The organism is Amycolatopsis sp. WAC 04169 (assembly GCF_003947535.1).
GTDB classification, from domain to species: domain Bacteria; phylum Actinomycetota; class Actinomycetes; order Mycobacteriales; family Pseudonocardiaceae; genus Amycolatopsis; species Amycolatopsis keratiniphila.
The window spans coordinates 46534-64793 of the sequence record NZ_QHJI01000002.1; the positions used below are offsets into that span (position 1 = coordinate 46534).

Sequence of the window (18260 nt, forward strand, 5' to 3'; positions counted from 1 at the left end):
ACGCGGTGACCGGCGCGCCGGCGTCCCTGCCCCGCCGGGGTTGCCCACGCCGGTCCACCTCACGGACGGCGGACGCACAACCTCGCTACGCCATCCGTTGTCTTCCGGTTACCCGCTCATCACGCGGCTACACCGATTTCACGAGCGATCGATCCACGAGATGGGAGATCTCCTCCAACGCCAGCTTCGCCTCCGGGATCGAGGCCAGCATCCACGCGTGGATCATGCCCTCGTACTCGTGGTAGCTCAGCGGCACTCCTTGCTCGGTGCACAGCGTATGGAGGCGCCGTGCGTCGGCGAGGAGAACGTCCTTGGTTCCGATGTAGACGGTCAGCGCCCCGAGCCCGGAAAGATCGCCGGACAGGGGACTGAGCCTGGGATCGGTGCGCGGCAACGGTCCGCTGTAGAGTCTCGCCGCCTCGTTCAGGCCGGTGAGCGCGAGGTACGGGTCGCGCTCGTCCAGCGCGGGTTGCGCCGGATGGCTCATCGTCAGGTCCAGCCACGGCGACAGCAGGACGGTCTCCTTCGGCACCGGCCTGCCTTCGTCCCGCAACGCCTTGGTGAGCACCAGCGCGATCCCCGCGCCGGCGGAATCCCCCATCACGATCTGGTCCTCCACCTCGACATCCGCGGCGAACTCGTCGTAGGCGCGGCGCACGAACGCGGTGGTCTCCGGGCAGTGATGGTCCGGGGCCAGCGGGTAGATCGGCACGGTGACCGAGCAGCCGGTGCGGTCGATCAGCCGTCCGAAGAACCGCCAGTGGTCATGCTGGATCTGATGCACGTAGGCACCGCCGTGGAAATACAGCACGTGTTTGCCGACCCCGCCGCGGCGTGGGCGGATGGTGTAGCAAGGTCGTCCGTCCACTTCGGACCGCGTGACGTCGAACCGGCGCCGGATCGAGCGGATCGGCCCCTGGTCGCCCTTCGCCTGGCTGCTCTCGATACTCCGGCGGAATCGTTCGAGTTCGGCGTACGTCCGCTTCCGGTTGGTGAGGCGTAGCCACGCGAGCAGCGACTTCGCCGTGAGACTCGTCTTAGACCTGATCACGGGGAACCGTCCGATGCCAGTTGCGGGAGAACGTCCTTCGCTCGCCTTCGAAGGCGTCGAGTTGCGCGTCGATCACGAACTCGGTGGGAGTGCACGAAACCCGGGTCCGGGTCTCGGACCTCGCGGACCAGTCCCCGCGGGCGAACGTCATCGACCACGCCGTCTCCGCCACCGGTGAACAGAAGTCGTCGGCCACCCACGAATACCGCTCGAACACGTTCCTCGTGACGTCCAGGTCGATGTCCTCGAACCGCACCTTGCCCTCGTTCTTCACGATGTCGAGCGCGGAGCGGTAGTCGATCAGGTCGCGGGAGACGGTCCAGCGCTGCTCGCCTGGTTCGACCTGGGTCGCCGGAAGTGGTTCCGTGCCTTCGGGTTCACCGAACGGCCGCGCCGGAACCTCGTCCGCTTCGGCCATCGGCCGCACCGGCAGCGTCAGCGTGCTCTGTCCGGTGTGGACGGTCACCCTTGCCGGTTCCGGCGGCGGCCACGCCAGCGGCCAGTACGACGACGAGATCGACAGGCGGATCCGGTGCCCGGCGGGGAAAGCCTGCGCGACGGCGTTGAGCTCGACGCGCACCCGGTATCGCTCGCCCGGTTCGAGCGGCTCCGGTTCGTCGTGCCCGTCCCGGTGGGTCAGGTTCAGCAGGCCGTAGGTCACTCGCGTCGCCCGGCCGTCCGGTGCGACATCGGACAGCCGGACGGCGACCTGCGCCACCGGCTTGTCCGCCGAGACCTCCAGATCCACCACCGGCGAACCGAGGATCTCGCACGGCTCGGCGAGCTCGTCGGTGTCGAAGACGAGCGAGCCGCCGTCCTCCTCGCGCTGGTCGTACGGCAGGTCGGGCGGAGCGCTGTAGGAAGCCCACTTGCCCGCGAACTGGCCGACCGAAAGCGGCGATTCCACCGGCAGGTCCTCCGCCGGGACCTCCTCGCCGGGCCGGGCGATCCGGTGCCGGGCGAGCCGATGCTCCGACGGGTGCACATGCGGCGAAGGCCAGGACGGCTCCCCGACCCAGCGGCCTGGGCGATCCTCGTACGAGGTCGACGGCGGCACGCTGTCCTGCATCCAGGTCTGCAGCATCGGCCCGTCCATGACGCCGTTTTCGACGTCCTTGAGCCAGTGATCCCACCAGCGGACCAGTTCCTGCAGATACCCGATGGCGGGGCCCGGCCGTCCGAGATGCGGGTACTTGTGCGACCACGGCCCGATCAGCCCGCGCCGCGGCACGTCGAGATTGGCCAGCAGCCGCGAGACCGCGTTCGAGTACCCGTCCGCCCAGCCGCTGGAGGCGAGGACGGGCACCTGCACGTCGCTGTAGTTCTCGCAGACCGACGCGTGCCGCCAGTAATCGTCGCGCCGCTGGTGGCTCAGCCATTCCCCCGCCCACAGACCGCAGTTCTCCAGCCGTTCGTGCCACAGGTCGCGCCACCGCTCCCCCGCCAGCGCCGGGTCGGGCGGCAAGGTGGCGTAGGCGAACATCGTGGAGGCTTCCGCGATGTTGTCCGACAGCAGGCAACCACCCATGTAGTGCATGTCGTCGGAGTACCGGTCGTCGGTGAACGAGGAGATCGCGATCGCGCTCAGGCTCGGCGGTTTGCGCGCCGCCACCTGCAGGGCGGCGAAACCGCCCCAGGAGATGCCCATCATGCCGGTCCGGCCGGAACACCATGGCTGCGCGGCGATCCATTCGAGGACGTCCTCGGCGTCGAGTTGCTCCCGTTCGAGGTATTCGTCGGCGAGGATCCCCTCCGATTCCCCCGAACCTCGGATGTCGACGCGGACGCACGCGTAGCCGTGCCCGGCGAGGTACGGATGGTGCACCGAGTCCCGCACCGAGGTCAGATCACGGTGCCGGTACGGGATGTACTCCAGGATCGCGGGGACCGGCTCCCCGTCCGAAGCGACCGGCCGCCAGATACGGGCCGACAGCCGGACGCCGTCGGAAACCGGGATCCAGACATGGTCCTCCTCGGTGATCTCGTACGGCAGCGAAGCCACCGTCCGCATGGGCTATCCCTCCTCGAAGTCGAACCGCAGCGCCTCGGTGCACCGCCGGTACTTGCTCTCCATCTCCCGTTCGGTCTGCGCCGCCACGAAGATGTGCGCGAGTTCGTAGCTGTAGCTGTCCTGTTCGGGCAGATCGGAGAGCCGGACGTCCTTCTCGGCCACCAGTTCGATCTTCACCCCGGGGATCTCCGCCTCCAGGTCGGCGATCTCGGCGCGGGTGGGCACCCGGGTGACCAGCGCGTCGCTGAAGCGGCGGTAATACCACTTGCCCGCGATCCGGTAGTCGCCCCGGTTCCGTCGCGCACCGGGATCCTGCCCCAGGCCCAGCCGGACCATGATCTGGTGATTCGCCACCCCGTCCACGTACTCGAACAGCTCCGCGTGGGACTGCGAATGCCGCGGATTGATCTCCAGCAGGCAGGCCTGCCCGGATTCGGGATGACAGAAGAACTCGATGCTGAACGTCGCGTTGTCGAAGCCGATCTGCTCCATCACCCGGACGGAGATCTCCTTCATCCGCTCGACGGCGTCCACGGGCAGCTGCGACGGGTACTGATGCCGCAGGAAGGACGTCGAATCGGGATAGTTGATCGAATCGAGCACACCGTAGACGGTGACCTGTCCTTTGTAGACATAGCCCTCGGTCGCGGCCTGCACGCCGTTGAGCTCCCCTTCGGCAAGGCACGCGGCCCCACCGGCGTTCGCCACCTCTTCGGGGAGGTCGACCGTGGCGAGGACGCGCTCGAAGGGTTTGCCGACCCGGTCGACGCCCGCGCGGATCTCGGCGACCGCCTTGTCGAACTCGTCGTCGTCGGCGACGTGGAAGGCAAGCTCCGAGGAGAACGATTTGACCGGCTTGAGCCACATGGGGTAGTCGACACCCTCGGGCGGGCGGGGGTCGTCCTCGTCCAGGTCGACGATGCCGAACGACGGCACCTCGTCGATCACCTTCGCCTGTTCGAGACGGCTCCAATACTTGTGCTCGCATTTCAGCACCGCCTCGAGGGAAACACCCGGGAGCCCGTACTTCTCGCACAGCATCGCCACCATCGTCGAGGACGGGAAGTCCCAATAGCTGACGATCGCGTCGATCTGTCCATCGAAGGCGTCCAAATGCGCCTCCGCCTTCTCCACGAGTTCGACGATCGGGATCTCGCCGTGCTGGAGCTCCTCCGGCGAGAGCAGCGCGTGGAAGCGATACCTGCCGGCGCCGGGGATTCGTCTCAGCACCTCGTCATTGGAGTCGTCGAGACCGATGACGAAGATGTTCTTTTCCTCTGGGTGCCTGGAGGATGTGGTCATAGGCCAGTGCTACCCGCTCGGATGGGCCGGAAAACCAGGGTTTGCCCGCCCCGCCCCCTGGGAATCCGGCCCCCATGACGGAGTTGCCCGGCACGCGTTCCTTGTGGCTCGACACGGCCCCCGCTCCCGATCGCACCGGCACGCCGTTGCCGCCGGAGGTCGACGTCGCCGTTCTCGGCGGCGGCATCGCCGGGCTCACCACGGCGTACCGGCTGGCGAGGGCCGGGCGCTCGGTCCTCGTGCTGGAGGCCGGCCGTATCGCCGCGGGGGTTTCCGGCCACACCACCGCCAAGATCAGCACCCAGCACGGGCTCAAGTACGCCACGCTGGCCAAGACCAAGGGCACCGAAGCCGCCGCGATGTACGCGTACACGCAGGCGGCCGCCCTCGACTGGATCGCGGCGGCCACGGCCGAGCTCGGAATCGACTGCGGGTTCACCCGCTCCGACAGTTTCGTCTACACGACCAGGCCCGAGACCGTCGAAAGCCTCGAACGGGAGGCGGAAGCGGCCGCCGAGGCAGGTCTCCCGGCCACTTACGTCACCGAGGTCGACCTCGACGTGCCCGCCGTCGGCGCGGTCAAGTTCGCGTCGCAGGCGCATTTCCATCCGCGCCGCTGGCTGCTCGCGCTGGCCGCCGAAATCGAGCGCGCGGGCGGGACGATCATCGAGGGGGTACGCGCGGAAGGGCTCGACGAACTCGGCGGGACCAAGGTGCGCACCAGTTCGGGTGACGTGCGCGCCGGTGACGTCGTGGTGGCGACCCACTATCCCGTGTTCGACCGCGGGCTGTTCTTCGCCCGGCTCGATCCGGTGCGCGATCTGGTGGTCGCCGGACCGGTCGCGGGAAACCGCCCGCCCGAAGGGATGTACCTGGACGCCGACACCCACCACTCCGTGCGGAGCTACCTCAACGACGGTGTCCCTTACGCGGTCGTGGGCGGCGAGCATTACCGGGTCGGCGACTCCGTCGACGTCGAGAGCCGCTACGAGCGGCTGGCCACGTGGGCCGGCGAGCACGCCGGCGTGCACCGGGTCACCCACCGGTGGTCCGCGCATGATCTGTCCACTTTGGACTCCGTACCGTATGTCGGGCGCTATCACCCGGCGAGCCGTCACCTCTGGGTCGCCACCGGCTTCGGCCAGTGGGGGATGACCGGCGGCACCGCGGCCGGGCTGCTCCTCGCGGATCTGCTCACCGGACGCGACAATCCGTCGGCGGGCCTGTACGACCCGAACCGCTTCGACCTCCGCTCGGCGATCTCGACCGTGGAGAACAACGCCACCGTGGCGAAATTCCTGGTGGGCGACCATCTCAGCGCGTTGCGCAAACCCGCTTCACTGGACGAGCTCGCGCCCGGCGAGGCGAAGGTGACCCGGGACGGCGGCGAACTCGTCGCCGCCTACCGCGATCCGGGCGGCGAACTGCACGCCGTCGGCGCCCACTGCACCCATCTCGGCTGCCTCGTCGCGTTCAACAACGCGGAGAAGACCTGGGACTGCCCGTGCCACGGTTCGAGGTTCGGCCTGGACGGGTCGGTGATCCAGGGGCCGGCCGTGCGCGCGCTGCCGAAGAAGCGGGAGCGGTGATGACCAGTATCGGCATCGAAGAAGAATTCCTGCTGGTCGATCCCAGGACCGGGGTGAGCTGCCCCCGGGCCGACGCCGTGCTCGAACGGCACCGGCTCTGCTGTCCGCTGCCGGACGGTGCGGCGGTCCACCGGGAACTGCGGCCGACCCAGATCGAAGCCGCCACCGGCGTCTGCGAGACCGCCGACGAGCTGTACGAGCAGCTGACCGCGGGACGCCGCACGCTCGCCGAAGCGGCCGCGGGCGAAGACTGTGCCATCATCGCCGCCGGCACTCCCCCGCGTCCCTCACCCGAGCGCGACCTCGACGCCCCCGACCGGTTCGGCAAGGTCGACGCGCTGTACGCGGGCGTGGTCAAAGCCTACGAAGCCTGCGGATGCCACGTGCACATCGGCGTGCCCGACCGGGAGACCGCGGTCGCCGTGGTGAACCACCTGGGTGAATGGCTACCCACGCTGCTGGCGTTGTCGGGCAACTCGCCCTTCGAAGGCGGCCGCGACACCGGCTACGAGAGCTGGCGCATGGTGGAGCAGAGCCGGTTCCCCGGGTCGGGGGTCGCCCCGTACTTCGCCGACGCCGCCGCTTACGAGGAACAGGTCGGGAAACTGGTGGACTGCGGGGTCCTGGTGGACGAGAACCAGACCTTCTGGCTCGCCCGGCCGTCCGCGCGGTGGCCGACGGTCGAGGTCCGCGCCGCCGACACCGCGTCCACCGTCGACGAAGCCGTCCTGCAGGGGCTGCTGACGCGCGCTCTGGTGCGCACCGCCCTCGCCGAACTGGACCACGGGGTGGAGGCCACGCCGCTGGATCCGCAGATCGCCGCCGCGGCCGTGTGGTCGGCCGCGCGTCACGGGCTTTCGGGACCGGCCGTCGACCCGGTGGCGGGAAAACCGGTCCCGGTGGGCGACCGGGTCGCCGCGCTGCTGGCACATACGAAGCAGGCGTTGGAGGACACCGGAGACGCGGACCTCGTCCGCACCCTGCTCGGCCGTCTGGAACAGGAGGGCACCGGCGCCGAACGGCAGCGCCGGGCCGCCGCCGACGGCGAGATCGCGGTGTTGCGGATGCTGACCGAAGAGACGGTTCCGCACGCCTAGATCGGGTACCCGCGCGGCATGACGACGATCGACCGTGACGTGGCCGCGAGGCTGCCCGAGATCCGCGGCCCGCTTTCCGCCGCCGTGGTGGACACCCTGGCGGGCGGACGCCGAGACGATTTCGACCCCGAAGTGGCGACCGGCGCCGACCCGTTCGGTGAAGACCTCCAGCTGGCGCTGCACGTCTGCTACGAGCTCCACTACCAGGGCTTCGACGGTGTCGATTCGGAGTGGGAGTGGGATTCCCGGCTGCTCGCCTTCCGATCCGTCCTGGAGCACGTGTTCCTCGACGGCATCCGCGCCGCCGTACCCGGCGGGGACGACGTCGGCGGGCTGCTGGAGGAGCTGCTCGTCGAACCGGTCGACGGCGGCGGCGTTTCCCACTTCCTGCGCGACGAGGGCGAATGGTGGCACGTCGAGGAGTACTTCGCGCAGCGGTCGATCTACCACCTCAAGGAGGCCGATCCCCACGCGTGGGTGATCCCGCGGCTGCGGGGCAGGGCCAAGGCCGCGCTGGTCGCCGTGGAGTTCGACGAATTCGGCGGCGGGCGGGCCGATCAGGCGCACTCCCGGCTGTTCGGGGATCTGCTGACCGCCGCCGGCCTGTCGGACGGCTACCTCGCCTACCTCGATCACGTTCCCGCGTGCATGCTCGCGACGGTGAACATGATGTCGCTGTTCGGGCTGCACCGGGGCCTGCGCGGCGCGCTCGTCGGGCATTTCGCCGCCGCCGAGATCACCACCGCGCCCGCCGCCCGGCGCATGGACCAGGCGCTGGAACGCCTCGGCGCGGCACCGGAATGCCGCTACTTCTACGCCGAGCACATCGAGGCCGACGCGGTGCACGAACAGGTGCTGCGGCACGACGTCGTCGGCGATCTGCTCGACCGGGAACCCGGGCTGGCGGCGGACATCGCGCTGGGCATCCAGGCCACCGACCTGCTGGAAACCCGGCTGACCGAGCACCTGCTGGGCGCTTGGTCAGCCGGGGAGAGCTCACTGCTCAGGCCGTTGCATCCCTTGCCGTGACCGGCGGCGGTGGCTCGTGTCGCAGAACGGGTAGCGCTTGCTGCGGCGGCAAGCGCAGAGGGCGACCACGAAGCGATCCGAGGTCACCGTCTCGCCGTCGTCGGTGACGACCTCGACCGGCCCCTCCACCAGGAGGGGCCCGCCGGGTTCGAGCCGGACCCTGGTCCTACGTCCGGTCGGCACGGATCACCACCAGTTCCTCATGGCACTGCTCGGCCTCGATCAGGCCCGCCGCTTCGAGGAAGGCCGCCCGCGCCCGCATGACGGGTCCGAAGGGGATCGACCGGGTGGCGACCACCGACGGTGTCATTCCCGCCGCCCGCAACTGCGTCAACGACCTGTCGGGGCCGGAAACCGCGGAGTGGACCATCATCAGGTAACCGCCCGGCGCCACCAACCGGGCCGCCTGGGCGCAGACCTGATCGAGGACGATCCGGCCGTCCGGCCCGGCGTCCCACGCCCGCGCGGCCCCGGTGGCGGGCACGGGCGAGGGAACGTACGGCGGATTCGCCAGCACGACGTCGAACGGTCCGCCGCTCGCCGCCTCGACCAGACCGCCACGAAGCGGCCGCACCGGGAGCCGGCGCAGCCGCGCGTTGACCCACACCGCGGCCAGCGCCCGCCGGGAGATGTCCACGGCGGTCACCGATCTCGCGCCGTGCGCCGCGGCCGTCAACGCGAGTGCGCCGGTGCCGGTGCAGAGATCGAGGACTTTCGCTTCGCGGGGGATTCCCGCCGCGCTCAACGCGCTTGCCAGCAACCAGGTGTCGTGCTGCGGGCGGTAGACCCCCGGCGGCCGCAGCAGCCATGGCCGCGCCGGGGCGAGTGGAATCGTTGCTGCCTGGGAGATCGCGGTCATGTCCCCTCCGGTTCGCCGTAGTTGCTCCCGGCTACCCCGGCCGTGCGGTGCCAAACGTCCACAGTGGTCCAGTTGGTCGTGAGTGTCGTTTCGGGTTCTGGTGGACCGGCATTTGCTTACCTTCGGAATCCTCCCCACTGAGCATGACCTTGATCAACGGAGGATCGGGGACACTCAACGTCCCCGATCCTCCGTTGATCAAGCTCCGAGACCCGAGCTGCCCCTCGACGATGTGGGAATTGGGACGTTGAACGTCCCAATTCCCACATCGTCGACACCTGGCGACGCCGAGCAGCCAACCCTCGTCCGGGCAGGTGATTCGAGTGTGGACGAATGGAGACATTCAACGTCCCAAATCCTCCACGCCCGACCGTGCCGCGGCGAGCGTCCGACGTGATCGAAGCCGTGACTCACGTGATCAGCGGCGGAACACCGAGTGTCGCCTCCAGTCACGCGAGTTACGCGCCTGATCACGCGAGTCACGCCGAACGCCACGCGCCACCACTTCGACCCACCTATCACTAGAACGCGAGAAAGCGGGTAACCCCGAGGAAACCGAAAGAAGGAGACTCTCATGGACACCGGTCCGGCCAAAGGCGATTCCACCGACAGCGAGAAACTGGACCAGGAAGACCGCGAAGAGATCCGGGGCGAGCAGGGGACGTCGTCCGGCGACCCGCACGACGACACCGACCCGCAGTCCGGTGAATGAGGCGTTTCACGGCGGCTCCAAGGGGTACCCGGTCAGCTTGCGGCGAAACGGAGGCTTTCCGATGAACCTACGTACGACTGGCTTCCTTCTGCGACCGGTGGTGCTGGTCATCGCGCTGGTCCATCTCGTGCTGGGTGTGCTCGGCTTCTTCTTCCTCCCCGAGGCGAACGAGGTCGGCGAAAACACGATATGGATCTTCAGTGCGACAGGCATGCTCGACGTCATCCGCACCGTGATCGGCGTCCTCGGTCTGGTCGCGGCGTTCAAACCTTCCGCGATCCCGGCCTACAGCTGGCTGGCTTTCGTGGCATTCACCGGTTTGACCGCCTTCGGCGTCCTCTCGGCGGGGACCGATTCCGCCGGCGACGCGGTCAATCTCAACTGGGCCGACAACGTCCTGCACGGGGTGACCGCCTTCCTGGCGCTCGTGGTCGGCGTCGCCTCCACTCGCGTTTCCCGGCGGAAGCAAAGTAAGACAAGGGAAAACGTTTAGTCCGTCCACAACGGGCAACCTGGCGGGTATGACGAAAACGGCCCCGCTCCGGATTCTCCTGTGGCATGTGCACGGCTCCTGGACCGAGGCTTTCGTCCGCGGTGGCCACCACTGTTTCCTGCCGCTTCTCGACGAAGGCGGACCGTGGGGCCGCGGCCTCAGCGGCCGTAACTGGCCCTCCGCCCAAGAGGTTCCGGTCGACCGACTGAAGGATCTCGACATCGACGTCGTGATCCTCCAACGGCCGGAAGAGATCCATCTGGCCGCGCGGTGGCTGCGCCGCCGTCCCGGCAAGGAAGTGCCCGCCGTCTACGTCGAGCACAACACGCCCCGGGAGCACGCCGCCACCACTCGGCATCCGCTGGCCGAGCGCGACGACATCCCGCTGGTCCACGTGACCCATTTCAACGAACTGATGTGGGACTCCGGTCTCGCGCCCACGGTGGTCGTCCCGCACGGGATCCCAGATCCCGGTGAGCGGTACACCGGGGAGCTGCCCCACGGCGTGGCCTTGATCAACGAGCCCGTGCGGCGGGGCCGGATCACCGGAACCGATCTGCTCCCCGCCTTCGCGGAGATCGCGCCGGTCGACGTCTACGGGATCGGTGCCGAAGAGCTCGACGGCCGCCACCCCGCGGTGCGTCCCGGGGGCGATCTGCGGAGCGGGGAGCTGCACGCCGAAGTGGCCCGGCGACGCGTCTACCTGCACACCGCGCGGTGGACGTCGCTGGGCCTCTCGCTGCTCGAAGCGATGCATCTGGGCATGCCGGTCGTGGCGCTGGCGACCACCGAAGCGGTACACGCGGTCCCGCCGGACGCCGGCGCCGTCTCGACCGACATCAAGGCGCTGGCGAAGGCATACCGCGAGCTTGTCCACGAACCCGATTTCGCCGTGCTGGCGGGGAAAACCGCGCGTGAGTTCGCCGTGAGCCACTACGGGCTCGACGCGTTCCTCACCCGCTGGGACGCCCTGCTGGCCGAGGTGACCGCTTGATTCCGCCGGAGGCGGAGGGAAGGAGCCCGATGAGGATCGCGATGGTTTCCGAGCACGCGAGCCCGCTCGCCGCCATGGGCGGAGCCGACGCCGGGGGTCAGAACGTCCACGTCGCGGCGCTTTCCGCCGCGCTGAGCAGGCAGGGCCACGACGTCACCGTCTATACCCGCCGCGACAACCGCCGTGTCCCGGCGACCGTCGAGACGCCGGACGGCTATCGCGTCGTCCACGTTCCGGCGGGGCCCGCCAAGAAGCTGCCCAAAGACGAGCTGCTGCCGCATATGGGCGAATTCGGCCGGGTGCTGCGGTCCCGCTGGGCCAAGGACCGGCCGGACGTCGTCCACGCGCATTTCTGGATGTCCGGCCTGGCTTCGATTCTCGCGGCCAAGGATCTCGGCATCCCGGTGACCCAGACCTTTCACGCGCTGGGGGTGGTGAAACGCCGCTATCAGGGCAAGGCCGACACGAGCCCGCCCGAGCGGATCCGGCTGGAGCGGATGATCGCCAAACAGGCCGACCGCGTGATCGCGACGTGCTCGGACGAGGTGTTCGAACTCGTGCGGATGGGGCTGCCGCGTTCGCGTGCTTCCGTCGTCCCCTGCGGAGTCGACCTGACCACGTTCACCCCGGACGGTGGTGTCGCTCACCGGACCGCTCGGCGCCGCATCGTCAGCGTCGGCAGGTTGGTCCCGCGCAAGGGTTTCGACCTCGCCATCGCCGCGCTGCCCTCGCTCCCGGACACGGAACTGGTCATCGTGGGCGGCCCGGACGCAGGTCCGCTCGCCAAGGCGCCGGAGGTCCGGCGGTTGCGGGCGATCGCCGACCGGGTCGGCGTCGCCGACCGCGTACATCTGCCCGGGCTCGTGTCGCGCGAGCAGATGCCGGCGCTCCTGCGTTCCGCCGACGCGGTGGTCTGCACCCCTTGGTACGAACCGTTCGGCATCGTGCCGCTGGAGGCGATGGCGTGTGGTGTCCCGGTCGTGGCGACCGCCGTCGGCGGGCTGACCGACACCGTCGTCGACGGGGTCACGGGGATGCTGGTCCCTCCGCGCAATCCCGTCGAGCTGGCGGCCGCGCTGCGGCGCCTCCTCGGTGACGCCTCGTTGTGCGAGTCGTTCGGGCTCGCCGGAGCGGACCGGGTGCGGGCGCGGTACTCCTGGGACAGGGTCGCATCGGATTCCTTGCGCGCTTACGGTCGTGTTCTGACCGGGGAAACGGAAGTGGCGGCTGCCGCTTCGCCTTCCTGAGGTCGGCTGGCGCCGGTACGTCACCCGACGTACCGGCGCGCCACCGAGTTCCGCTGCGATTCCTCCAGCAGGACCAGCCCGCGCTCGACCGCCGCCGGGACCACCGCGCGTTCCCGCATCACCCACGGGATCCCCCGGATCGCCTCCGCCACCGCCGCGAACGTCGCCCGGTCGAGCGGTGCGGAACGCAGCACCGTCACCATCCGGCGTACGACACTGCCGAGCGGGCGCCGCAGCCACAACGTCCACAGCGTGTTGCGGATGCCCAGCTGACGGCGCCGGCGCGGATCGCGGACGGTCGAGGGAGCGTGATGGATCACCATCTCCTCGTCCCAGCACATCCACCAGCCCTTGCTCGCGAGGTCGAGGGCGAACAGCTCCTCCTCTCCCCCGAGCCACATCCGGTCGGAGAAGCCGCCGACGTCGTGGAACGCGCGGACGCGGACGGCCGACAGGCCCGCCATGACACCCAGCAGAGCGGGACCGGGCAGCCATTCCGGGCCGGGGACCGGTGAATGGCGCAGCTCGGGGGTGATCGGGTCCTCGGTCAGTGACGGCTCCACCAGGCACCGGCCGGTCACCACGCCCAGCCCGGGAAACGCGTCGAGCCGGTCGGCGGCGCGGCGCAGGGATCCGGGCTGCCAGCGAGTGTCGTCGTCGCAAAAGGCCACATACGGCGTGTCCACTTCACGGACGGCGAGATTGCGCGCGACGGCGCCGAGGTTCCGCGGCGCGCGGATCAGCCGGATCGAAGGGAACCCTTCTTCGACGGCGTCCGCCGTACCGTCGGTGGAAGCGTTGTCCACCACCACGATCGGCGCCGCGTCGGGCAGCGCGGTCATCGAGGCGAGCGTCTCCAGCAGCTGCGCGCGACGGTTGTGCGTGATCACCACGACCGTGATCCGGTCCTGCACTTCATCCTCCATGGGCGTGTTCCAGTACCCGGATCCGGCGTTCCACCGAAGCGGGAAGTCGTTGCCGGTCGGCGAGCGCCCGCGGCAAGCGCCGCAGGACACCGGCGAGCGCGGCGAGCACGTGTGGCTCCCGCGGCACCCTGGCCAGCGCGCGGCCCGCCTCGGTGAGGCACCGGCGCACAGGCCGTCTCATGACGGTGATCAGCATGCGGTTGCGGAGTTCGGCGCGTTCCCGCCAGGACGGCGACGGCCGCACCGGAGAGGGATGGTGGTGCGCACGCACCTCCTCCGCGTAGCAGAGCCACCACCCGCGGGCCGCGAGGTCGTAGGACAGCAAGCGCTCCTCGGCACCGAAACGCAGCAGCGGATGGAAGCCGGCGGCCTGCAGATACGCGGTCCGGCGGACGATCGCGGAACAGGCGAGGAAGCCGAGCACGGCCGGCCCGGGGAGCCCCTCGGGCCGGCCGAGCGGGCTCGCGGCCATCAGCGAGACGACCGGATCCTCGCGTTCTTCCTCGCCCACCAGGGTTTTCGCGGCGACCAAGCCGACGTCGTCGTGGGTGTCGAGGATCCGTTCGGCCTCGGCGAGGGCGTCTTCGGCCCACCAGGAATCGTCGTCGCTGAACGCGACATACGGCGTCCGGGCCACCGCGACGCCGAGATTCCGCGCCGCCACACCGATGTTGCGCGGCAACCGGACCACCCGGACGCTGTCGAACGCGGCCGCGGTGGCCGCCGTGCCGTCGGACGAACCGTTGTCCACCACGACGATCGGCGGTGGCGGCCGCAACGCGGTCAACTGTCGCAAGGTCCGTTCCAGTTCCGGCGCCCGGTCGCGGGTGGCGATCACCACCGTCGTCGCCGCGGCGCTCATCGCACCGGCCTGGTCTTGAGCGCCTTCACCATGTTCCGCAAGAGCCCGTTGTCGGCGGGCAGCGCGCGCAGCGCCGCCACCGCCCGGCCTTGCACCGAAGAACACCACCGCCACCAGGAGTCGAGTGCTTCATGATCACCCGCTTCTTCGGCCGGGACGAGCGCGGGCCAGCCGAGCGCGTCGGCCTGGGCGGTCACCTTGCCACCTCCCGCGACCGGGTCGATGGCCAGCGCGGGCACCCCTGCCCGAAGGCTCAGCACCAGGCCGTGCAGCCGCGTCGTGACCACGACATCCAGATGCGACAGGATCGACGCGAACTGGTCCGGTGTCTCGCAGCGTTCCCAATCCGACGACGCCAGCCGCGTGTCGAGCGGCACCCGGGCACAGTCCACCCCGGCGATCCATTCCCGCACCGACGCGTGCACCTCCGCGTGGCGACCGGAATCGCCGTACTCCCGTTGCTGCGGGGCCAGGATCACGCCGGTCACCAGCACCTCGTCGGTCGGCGCGCCGAGGGAGAGATCCGGCGTGCCGACCTTGTCCCGATCCCGCGCGAACACCTCGTCGAAGTCCCGGACCGTGTCGTCGTCCGGGTCGATCACCGACACCCCCACCGCGATCCGGCGGCAATGGGCGAACCTCCGGTGCACCTCCCGGACCTGCCATCCGTGGGCAGGCCCGCAGACGAAGACCACGTGGCTGTACCTGGCCGGATCCACCTCTTCGTAATTGACCTCCCCTTGCCGGTAGACCGGGCTCCACGCCAGATCGTGCGGCAATCCCATGGTGGACAACGCCTCGTCGACCCTGCGCATGCTGAGCACGTCCCCAGCGGTCGCCTCACCGTGGCGGAAGCTGGCCCAGCCGATAACCAATGCACGCATATTCGACACTTACCCGGCATGTCCCGGTTCACACGGTTTTTCCCGGGCCCGCTCCGGGTAGTCCGTCGCCATGGACAGAGCGCTGGTGACCGGGGGCGCGGGTTTCGTCGGTTCGCACCTGTGTGAACGCTTACTGGAAGCAGGCACGGAGGTCGTCGCGGCGGACAATTTCGCCACCGCCGACACCGTCAACGTGGCGCATCTGCTCGACCGCCCGGACTTCCGGCTCCTTTCCCGCGACGTCACCGGGCCGATGACCGCGCCGGGCCCGTTCGACGTCGTCTTCCACTTGGCGTCCGCGGCCTCGCCGCGTGACTACCTCCGCCTTCCGCTGGAGACGCTGCGCGCGGGCTCGTACGGCACGGAACGGGCGCTGGACATCGCCGAACGCGACGGCGCCCGGTTCGTCCTCGCGTCGACGAGCGAGGTCTACGGCGATCCGCGGGAGCATCCGCAGCGCGAGGAATACTGGGGGCACGTGAACCCGATCGGCCCGCGCAGTGTCTACGACGAAGCCAAGCGATATGCCGAGGCGCTCACTTCGGCCATGCGCCGGGAGCGCGACGTGAACACCGGGATCGCGCGGATCTTCAACACTTACGGCCCTCGCATGCGTCCCGACGACGGCCGCATGATCCCGACGTTCATCGGGCAGGCGCTGGCGGGCGCGCCGCTCACCGTGACCGGAACCGGCGGCCAGACCCGTTCGCTCTGCTACGTCGACGACACCGTCCGCGGCCTGATCGCGCTGGCCGGCTCCGATGTGCCCGGCCCGGTGAACCTCGGCAACCCGCACGAACTCACCGTGCTGCGGATCGCGGAGGAGATCCTGGCCGTCACCGGCAGCGCTTCCCGGATCGAATACATCGACGCCGCGGTCGACGATCCGTCCCGCCGGTGCCCGGACATCTCCCGCGCCCGCCGCGAACTCGGCTGGGAGCCGGAGATCGGGCTGGCGGAAGGACTTCCGCGCACGGTCGCCTGGTTCACGCGGCAGCGGTCGGGTCCGTATCCGGCCGTCGGTGCCTGACCTCGGTGAGTGGCGTCTCGCAGCTTGATCAACGGAGGATTAGGGACACTCAACGTCCTCATTCCTCCGTTGATCAAAGTCTTGCCGAGTGGGGAGGATTTGGGACGTCCAACGGCCCAAATCCTCCCACTCGCCGACACCGGCCCGCCGGGGCCCGGACATCTCCCGCGCCGGGTGTTGACGATGTAGGAATCAGGACGTCGCGTGTCCCAATTCCCACATCGTCGAGGGCGGCTCAGGTCACGCCGAGGACTCCCCCGCCCCGTCGGCGCGTGACTGGATGGCCGACACCTGTGATCAGATGGACGACACACGTGTCCAGGCGGACGGCTCGGGGCCGGTTCCGGATTGGGCGTGTGTCGTCCGTCCAGTCACGCGTGTCGTCCATCTGATCACACGCGCCGTCTCACCCATATCCCCCGAGAGACGCTTCGCTCTGTAGCGACGTCCTGGGCTTTTGCGCCGCATCGTTTATCCCCGAACGCACCGGGTAGCGCTACGGGAGTAAGCGCGGGTCACGGCCCGCGGCCCCGAACCGGAGAGGTGGCCCGGTGCGCATACTCGGTATCAACGCCGTCTTCCACGACCCGGCCGCTGCCCTGGTCGTCGATGGCGAAATCGTGGCGGCGGCGGAGGAAGAACGGTTCAGCCGACGCAAACACGGCAAGCGGCCGGTGCCGTTCTCCGCGTGGGAACAGCCGGTCGAGGCCGCCGCCTGGTGCCTGGCCGAGGCGGGAATCTCCGCTCAGGATCTCGACGCCGTCGGCTATTCGTATGATCCGGCGCTCGTCGAGCCGGGCATGGCGGGGCACGACGGGAAGAACGAATGTCTCCGCACCGACTTCGCCCGCCGGGCCCCTGGGTTCCTCAAGGCGGCCTTGCCGGGGCTGGATCCCGGGATCGTCCGCTTCGTGCGGCACCACGTCGCGCACGCCGCCTCGGACGCGCTCGCCGCACCGTTCGGGGACTGCGCGGTGCTGGTCGCGGACGGCCGCGGCGAGAGCACGTCCTACCTCGCGGGCGAGTATCGCGACGGCAAGTTCGAGGAGCTCGCCGAGCAGCGGCTCCCCCATTCCCTCGGGCTGATGTACGAGGACCTGACCGAGCACCTCGGTTTCGCCCGGTCCAGTGACGAGTACAAGGTGATGGCCCTCGCCTCCTACGGCAAGCCCCGCTTCCTCGGCCGGATCGCGGAAAGCGTGCACACCAACGGGATGGGATTCCGCACCGACGAGATCGACTGGGCGTCGTTCGCCCCCGCCGTCGAGCCGGGACAGGAACCGGGGCAGATCCACGCCGACTTGACCGCGAGCGTCCAGCGGTGCCTGGAGGACGTGCTGCTCGACCTGACGGCCAAGCTCCACGAGCACACCGGGCACACCGACCTCGCGCTCGCGGGCGGGATCGCGCTCAACTGCGTCGCCAACACCCGGCTCCACGCCGAGGGGCCGTTCGACCGGATCTGGGTCCAGCCCGCCGCCGGTGACGCCGGCACCGCGCTCGGCGCGGCCTTGGAGCTCGCCGCCGAATTCGGCGACCACGGCGGCCCGATGACCGGCGCGGATCTCGGCCGCGGCTGGACGGACGAGCAGCTGGAGAACGCGCTCAAGACCGCGAACGTGCGCTACGAGCGGCCGGACGACATCGCCGAGGCCGTCGCCGAAGCGCTGGCCGAAAACCGGATCGTGGCCTGGTTCCAGGGCCGGGCCGAGTTCGGCCCGCGGGCGCTCGGCCACCGGTCGCTGCTCGCACATCCCGGGCACGAGACCAATCTGGAACGGCTGAACGACGTGAAGGGCCGCGAGCAGTTCCGTCCGGTCGCCCCGATGGTGCTCGCCGAACGCGCGGGCGAGATCTTCTCCCGCGGCCCGCTTCCCAGCCCCTACATGCTTTTCGTGCACGACGTCGCTCCACAGTGGAGGGACCGCATCCCGGCCGTCACCCATGTCGACGGTACGGCCCGGGTTCAGACGGTCGACGCGGACGCCGAGCCGCTCGTGGCGCGGATGCTCGGCGCGTTCGAACGCCGTACCGGCGTGCCCGCCGTGGTCAACACCAGCCTCAACACCGCGGGCAGGCCGATGGTCGATTCCCCCAGGGACGCCCTGGAGTGCTTCGGCTCGGCCCCCATCGACCTGCTCGCCCTCGGACCGTTCGTGGTCCGCCGTCCCTGA

At 69.5% G+C, this 18260-nt stretch carries 17 protein-coding genes; 9 read left to right on the top strand and 8 right to left on the bottom strand.

What is annotated here, in order from left to right:
• Positions 1-127: 127 nt before the first annotated feature.
• Genes DMC61_RS05060 through DMC61_RS05070 form a run of 3 tightly spaced genes read right to left on the bottom strand, consistent with a single transcriptional unit; the run spans position 128 to position 4364 of the window.
• On the bottom strand, positions 128-1051 hold the full coding sequence (locus DMC61_RS05060; RefSeq protein ID WP_125687228.1) for an alpha/beta hydrolase: 924 nt from the start codon (positions 1049-1051) through the stop codon (positions 128-130).
• The gene (locus DMC61_RS05065) at positions 1038-3062 is read right to left on the bottom strand and encodes a CocE/NonD family hydrolase (protein ID WP_125687230.1); all 2025 of its coding nucleotides are present in this window, start codon (positions 3060-3062) and stop codon (positions 1038-1040) included. The genes DMC61_RS05060 and DMC61_RS05065 overlap by 14 nt, the downstream gene beginning before the upstream one ends.
• A gap of 3 nt (positions 3063-3065) precedes the next feature.
• Entirely contained in the window at positions 3066-4364 is a 1299-nt protein-coding gene (locus DMC61_RS05070; RefSeq protein ID WP_125687232.1) for an acetyl-CoA carboxylase biotin carboxylase subunit family protein, read from the bottom strand.
• Positions 4365-4438: 74 nt separating this feature from the next.
• On the opposite strand from DMC61_RS05070, the gene DMC61_RS05075 reads away from it, so the two are divergent.
• Genes DMC61_RS05075 through DMC61_RS05085 form a run of 3 tightly spaced genes read left to right on the top strand, consistent with a single transcriptional unit; the run spans position 4439 to position 8079 of the window.
• Entirely contained in the window at positions 4439-5953 is a 1515-nt protein-coding gene (locus tag DMC61_RS05075; protein ID WP_125687234.1) for an FAD-dependent oxidoreductase, read from the top strand.
• Positions 5953-7050, top strand: coding sequence for a glutamate--cysteine ligase (locus tag DMC61_RS05080; protein WP_125687236.1), 1098 nt, complete (start codon positions 5953-5955; stop codon positions 7048-7050). The genes DMC61_RS05075 and DMC61_RS05080 overlap by 1 nt, the downstream gene beginning before the upstream one ends.
• 18 nt (positions 7051-7068) lie before the next feature.
• The gene (locus DMC61_RS05085) at positions 7069-8079 is read left to right on the top strand and encodes an iron-containing redox enzyme family protein (RefSeq protein ID WP_125687238.1); all 1011 of its coding nucleotides are present in this window, start codon (positions 7069-7071) and stop codon (positions 8077-8079) included.
• On the opposite strand, the gene DMC61_RS05090 is transcribed toward DMC61_RS05085, so the two are convergent.
• Together DMC61_RS05090 and DMC61_RS05095 are read right to left on the bottom strand one after the other, a co-directional pair.
• A complete protein-coding gene (locus tag DMC61_RS05090) occupies positions 8047-8262 on the bottom strand; it encodes a CDGSH iron-sulfur domain-containing protein (RefSeq protein ID WP_016333547.1) in 216 nt (71 codons plus the stop codon). The two genes, DMC61_RS05085 and DMC61_RS05090, sit on opposite strands and share 33 nt — an antisense overlap.
• Positions 8246-8938 (bottom strand): methyltransferase, encoded by a 693-nt coding sequence (locus DMC61_RS05095; RefSeq protein WP_125687240.1) that lies wholly within the window; start codon positions 8936-8938, stop codon positions 8246-8248. The genes DMC61_RS05090 and DMC61_RS05095 overlap by 17 nt, the downstream gene beginning before the upstream one ends.
• 574 nt (positions 8939-9512) lie before the next feature.
• Between DMC61_RS05095 and DMC61_RS41355 the strand changes: the two genes are divergently transcribed.
• The 4 genes from DMC61_RS41355 to DMC61_RS05110 all read left to right on the top strand — a co-directional run bounded on the left by DMC61_RS41355 (position 9513) and on the right by DMC61_RS05110 (position 12384).
• Positions 9513-9650: a hypothetical protein gene (locus DMC61_RS41355; RefSeq protein ID WP_167337769.1), complete on the top strand. Its 138-nt coding sequence runs from the start codon at positions 9513-9515 to the stop codon at positions 9648-9650.
• A 61-nt stretch (positions 9651-9711) separates the two neighbouring features.
• Positions 9712-10143, top strand: coding sequence for a DUF4383 domain-containing protein (locus tag DMC61_RS05100; protein WP_125687242.1), 432 nt, complete (start codon positions 9712-9714; stop codon positions 10141-10143).
• A gap of 28 nt (positions 10144-10171) precedes the next feature.
• Positions 10172-11137 (top strand): glycosyltransferase, encoded by a 966-nt coding sequence (locus DMC61_RS05105; RefSeq protein WP_125687244.1) that lies wholly within the window; start codon positions 10172-10174, stop codon positions 11135-11137.
• Positions 11138-11166: 29 nt separating this feature from the next.
• Complete coding sequence (locus tag DMC61_RS05110) at positions 11167-12384, top strand: glycosyltransferase (RefSeq protein WP_125687246.1); 1218 nt, start codon at positions 11167-11169, stop codon at positions 12382-12384.
• A gap of 20 nt (positions 12385-12404) precedes the next feature.
• Here the strand turns inward: DMC61_RS05110 and DMC61_RS05115 are convergent, their stop codons facing one another.
• Genes DMC61_RS05115 through DMC61_RS05125 form a run of 3 tightly spaced genes read right to left on the bottom strand, consistent with a single transcriptional unit; the run spans position 12405 to position 15056 of the window.
• Entirely contained in the window at positions 12405-13310 is a 906-nt protein-coding gene (locus tag DMC61_RS05115; RefSeq protein ID WP_125687248.1) for a glycosyltransferase family 2 protein, read from the bottom strand.
• Complete coding sequence (locus tag DMC61_RS05120) at positions 13300-14172, bottom strand: glycosyltransferase family 2 protein (protein ID WP_125687249.1); 873 nt, start codon at positions 14170-14172, stop codon at positions 13300-13302. Before DMC61_RS05120 ends, DMC61_RS05115 begins: the two co-directional genes overlap by 11 nt.
• Positions 14169-15056: a polysaccharide pyruvyl transferase family protein gene (locus DMC61_RS05125; RefSeq protein ID WP_233594706.1), complete on the bottom strand. Its 888-nt coding sequence runs from the start codon at positions 15054-15056 to the stop codon at positions 14169-14171. The genes DMC61_RS05120 and DMC61_RS05125 overlap by 4 nt, the downstream gene beginning before the upstream one ends.
• Before the next feature lie 70 nt (positions 15057-15126).
• Between DMC61_RS05125 and DMC61_RS05130 the strand changes: the two genes are divergently transcribed.
• Entirely contained in the window at positions 15127-16086 is a 960-nt protein-coding gene (locus DMC61_RS05130) for an NAD-dependent epimerase/dehydratase family protein (protein WP_125687252.1), read from the top strand.
• A 551-nt stretch (positions 16087-16637) separates the two neighbouring features.
• Positions 16638-18260, top strand: a complete 1623-nt coding sequence (locus tag DMC61_RS05135) for a carbamoyltransferase C-terminal domain-containing protein (protein WP_125687254.1) — start codon at positions 16638-16640, stop codon at positions 18258-18260.

Coding starts and splice junctions, on each gene's coding strand:
- DMC61_RS05085 (WP_125687238.1), top strand. CDS start 7,069: ATGACGACGATCGACCGTGACGTGGCCGCGAGGCTGCCCGAGATCCGC.
- DMC61_RS41355 (WP_167337769.1), top strand. CDS start 9,513: ATGGACACCGGTCCGGCCAAAGGCGATTCCACCGACAGCGAGAAACTG.
- DMC61_RS05120 (WP_125687249.1), bottom strand. CDS start 14,172: ATGAGCGCCGCGGCGACGACGGTGGTGATCGCCACCCGCGACCGGGCG.
- DMC61_RS05130 (WP_125687252.1), top strand. CDS start 15,127: ATGGACAGAGCGCTGGTGACCGGGGGCGCGGGTTTCGTCGGTTCGCAC.
- DMC61_RS05095 (WP_125687240.1), bottom strand. CDS start 8,938: ATGACCGCGATCTCCCAGGCAGCAACGATTCCACTCGCCCCGGCGCGG.
- DMC61_RS05105 (WP_125687244.1), top strand. CDS start 10,172: ATGACGAAAACGGCCCCGCTCCGGATTCTCCTGTGGCATGTGCACGGC.
- DMC61_RS05110 (WP_125687246.1), top strand. CDS start 11,167: ATGAGGATCGCGATGGTTTCCGAGCACGCGAGCCCGCTCGCCGCCATG.
- DMC61_RS05065 (WP_125687230.1), bottom strand. CDS start 3,062: ATGCGGACGGTGGCTTCGCTGCCGTACGAGATCACCGAGGAGGACCAT.
- DMC61_RS05100 (WP_125687242.1), top strand. CDS start 9,712: ATGAACCTACGTACGACTGGCTTCCTTCTGCGACCGGTGGTGCTGGTC.
- DMC61_RS05070 (WP_125687232.1), bottom strand. CDS start 4,364: ATGACCACATCCTCCAGGCACCCAGAGGAAAAGAACATCTTCGTCATC.
- DMC61_RS05125 (WP_233594706.1), bottom strand. CDS start 15,056: ATGCGTGCATTGGTTATCGGCTGGGCCAGCTTCCGCCACGGTGAGGCG.
- DMC61_RS05115 (WP_125687248.1), bottom strand. CDS start 13,310: ATGGAGGATGAAGTGCAGGACCGGATCACGGTCGTGGTGATCACGCAC.
- DMC61_RS05075 (WP_125687234.1), top strand. CDS start 4,439: ATGACGGAGTTGCCCGGCACGCGTTCCTTGTGGCTCGACACGGCCCCC.
- DMC61_RS05080 (WP_125687236.1), top strand. CDS start 5,953: ATGACCAGTATCGGCATCGAAGAAGAATTCCTGCTGGTCGATCCCAGG.